The sequence below is a fragment of the Stenotrophomonas mexicanensis genome, assembly GCF_032911605.1.
Lineage (GTDB): Bacteria > Pseudomonadota > Gammaproteobacteria > Xanthomonadales > Xanthomonadaceae > Stenotrophomonas > Stenotrophomonas maltophilia_A.
Genome location: NZ_JAWJTG010000082.1, coordinates 1 through 2,500, shown reverse-complemented (window position 1 = coordinate 2,500; position 2,500 = coordinate 1). Strand labels below are relative to the sequence as shown.

At 54.1% G+C, this 2,500-nt stretch carries 2 rRNA genes (1 of these 2 cut by a window edge); both read left to right on the top strand.

The annotated features are described in order from the left end of the window. A 23S ribosomal RNA gene (locus R1L06_RS20325) occupies window positions 1-2,321 on the top strand (it extends 559 nt beyond the left edge of the window). 127 nt (window positions 2,322-2,448) lie between these two features. Next, a 5S ribosomal RNA gene (rrf, locus tag R1L06_RS20545) occupies window positions 2,449-2,500 on the top strand; the annotation flags it as partial.

Below are 2,500 nucleotides of genomic sequence, written 5' to 3'. Positions count from 1 at the left end.
TGGGTCAGCGACTTACTGTTCGTGGCAAGCTTAACCGTATAGGGGAGGCGAAGGGAAACCGAGTCTGATAAGGGCGCATAGTCGCGGGCAGTAGACCCGAAACCGGGTGATCTAGTCATGCCCAGGGTGAAGGTGCGGTAACACGCACTGGAGGCCCGAACCCACTCCCGTTGCAAAGGTAGGGGATGAGGTGTGATTAGGAGTGAAAAGCTAATCGAACCCGGAGATAGCTGGTTCTCCTCGAAAGCTATTTAGGTAGCGCCTCATATGTATCCTCTCGGGGGTAGAGCACTGTTATGGCTAGGGGGTCATCGCGACTTACCAAACCATTGCAAACTCCGAATACCGAGACGGACTGTATGGGAGACACACGGCGGGTGCTAACGTCCGTCGTGAAAAGGGAAACAACCCAGACCCACAGCTAAGGTCCCAAATTCACTGCTAAGTGGAAAACCATGTGGAAAGGCACAGACAGCCAGGAGGTTGGCTTAGAAGCAGCCACCCTTTAAAGAAAGCGTAATAGCTCACTGGTCGAGTCGGTCTGCGGGGAAGATTTAACGGGGCTAAGCAGTGAACCGAAGCTTGGGGTGCATAACTTTGTTATGCGCGGTAGAGGAGCGTTCCGTAAGCCGTTGAAGGTGGATTGAGAAGTCTGCTGGAGGTATCGGAAGTGCGAATGCTGACATGAGTAACGATAATGCGGGTGAAAAACCCGCACGCCGAAAGCCCAAGGTTTCCTTGCGCAACGTTAATCGGCGCAGGGTGAGTCGGCCCCTAAGGCGAGGACGAAAGTCGTAGTCGATGGGAAGCAGGTTAATATTCCTGCACCTCGCGTAAGTGCGATGGAGGGACGGAGAAGGTTAGGTGTACCAGGCGTTGGTTGTCCTGGGGAAAGGCGGTAGGTTTGGATCTTTGGCAAATCCGGGATCCTTTAAGACCGAGCACCGAGACGAGCCTTTAAGGCGAAGTCACTGATACCACGCTTCCAGGAAAAGCTCCTAAGCTTCAGCTTACGCAGACCGTACCGTAAACCGACACAGGTGGGTAGGATGAGAATTCTCAGGCGCTTGAGAGAACTCGGGTGAAGGAACTAGGCAACATGGCACCGTAACTTCGGGAGAAGGTGCACCCTTTTTGGTGGCTCGTGCGAGCTATAGCTGAAGAGGGTCGCAGTAACCAGGCCGCTGCGACTGTTTATCAAAAACACAGCACTCTGCAAACACGAAAGTGGACGTATAGGGTGTGACGCCTGCCCGGTGCTGGAAGGTTAATTGATGGGGTCAGCCGCAAGGCGAAGCTCTTGATCGAAGCCCCAGTAAACGGCGGCCGTAACTATAACGGTCCTAAGGTAGCGAAATTCCTTGTCGGGTAAGTTCCGACCTGCACGAATGGCGTAACGACAGCGGCGCTGTCTCCACCCGAGACTCAGTGAAATTGAAATCGCTGTGAAGATGCAGCGTTCCCGTGGCAAGACGGAAAGACCCCGTGAACCTTTACTATAGCTTTACACTGAACGTTGAGTTCGTCTGTGTAGGATAGGTGGGAGGCTATGAAACTGTGGCGCTAGCTGCAGCGGAGCCATCCTTGAAATACCACCCTGTCGTGCTTGACGTTCTAACCTGGGCCCATTATCTGGGTCGGGGACCGTGTATGGTGGGTAGTTTGACTGGGGCGGTCTCCTCCTAAAGAGTAACGGAGGAGCTCGAAGGTACGCTCAGCGCGGTCGGACATCGCGCACTGTGTGCAAAGGCATAAGCGTGCTTGACTGCAAGATCGACGGATCAAGCAGGTAGGAAACTAGGACTTAGTGATCCGGTGGTTCTGTATGGAAGGGCCATCGCTCAACGGATAAAAGGTACTCCGGGGATAACAGGCTGATACCGCCCAAGAGTTCATATCGACGGCGGTGTTTGGCACCTCGATGTCGGCTCATCACATCCTGGGGCTGTAGTCGGTCCCAAGGGTATGGCTGTTCGCCATTTAAAGTGGTACGCGAGCTGGGTTCAGAACGTCGTGAGACAGTTCGGTCCCTATCTGCCATGGGCGTTGGAGATTTGAGAGGGGCTGCTCCTAGTACGAGAGGACCGGAGTGGACGAACCTCTGGTGTTCCGGTTGTCACGCCAGTGGCATTGCCGGGTAGCTATGTTCGGAAGCGATAACCGCTGAAAGCATCTAAGCGGGAAGCGCGCCTCAAGATGAGATCTCCCGGGGCACAAGCCCCCTGAAGGAACCATGTAGACTACGTGGTTGATAGGTCAGGTGTGTAAGTACAGCAATGTATTGAGCTAACTGATACTAATGATCCGAGAGGCTTGACCATATAACCTCAAGTTGCCTTGGCTTTACGACAACGTCGTAAGAGCATCCAAGTGCACGCTACGTCACAAGAACTACGAGAGGCAGGCGCCTTATCCAGTTGTATCGGATGGCGACGCTCCAACCGCCTCCCTGGTGAAATTAGCGCTGTGGAACCACCCGATCCCATCCCGAACTCGGAAG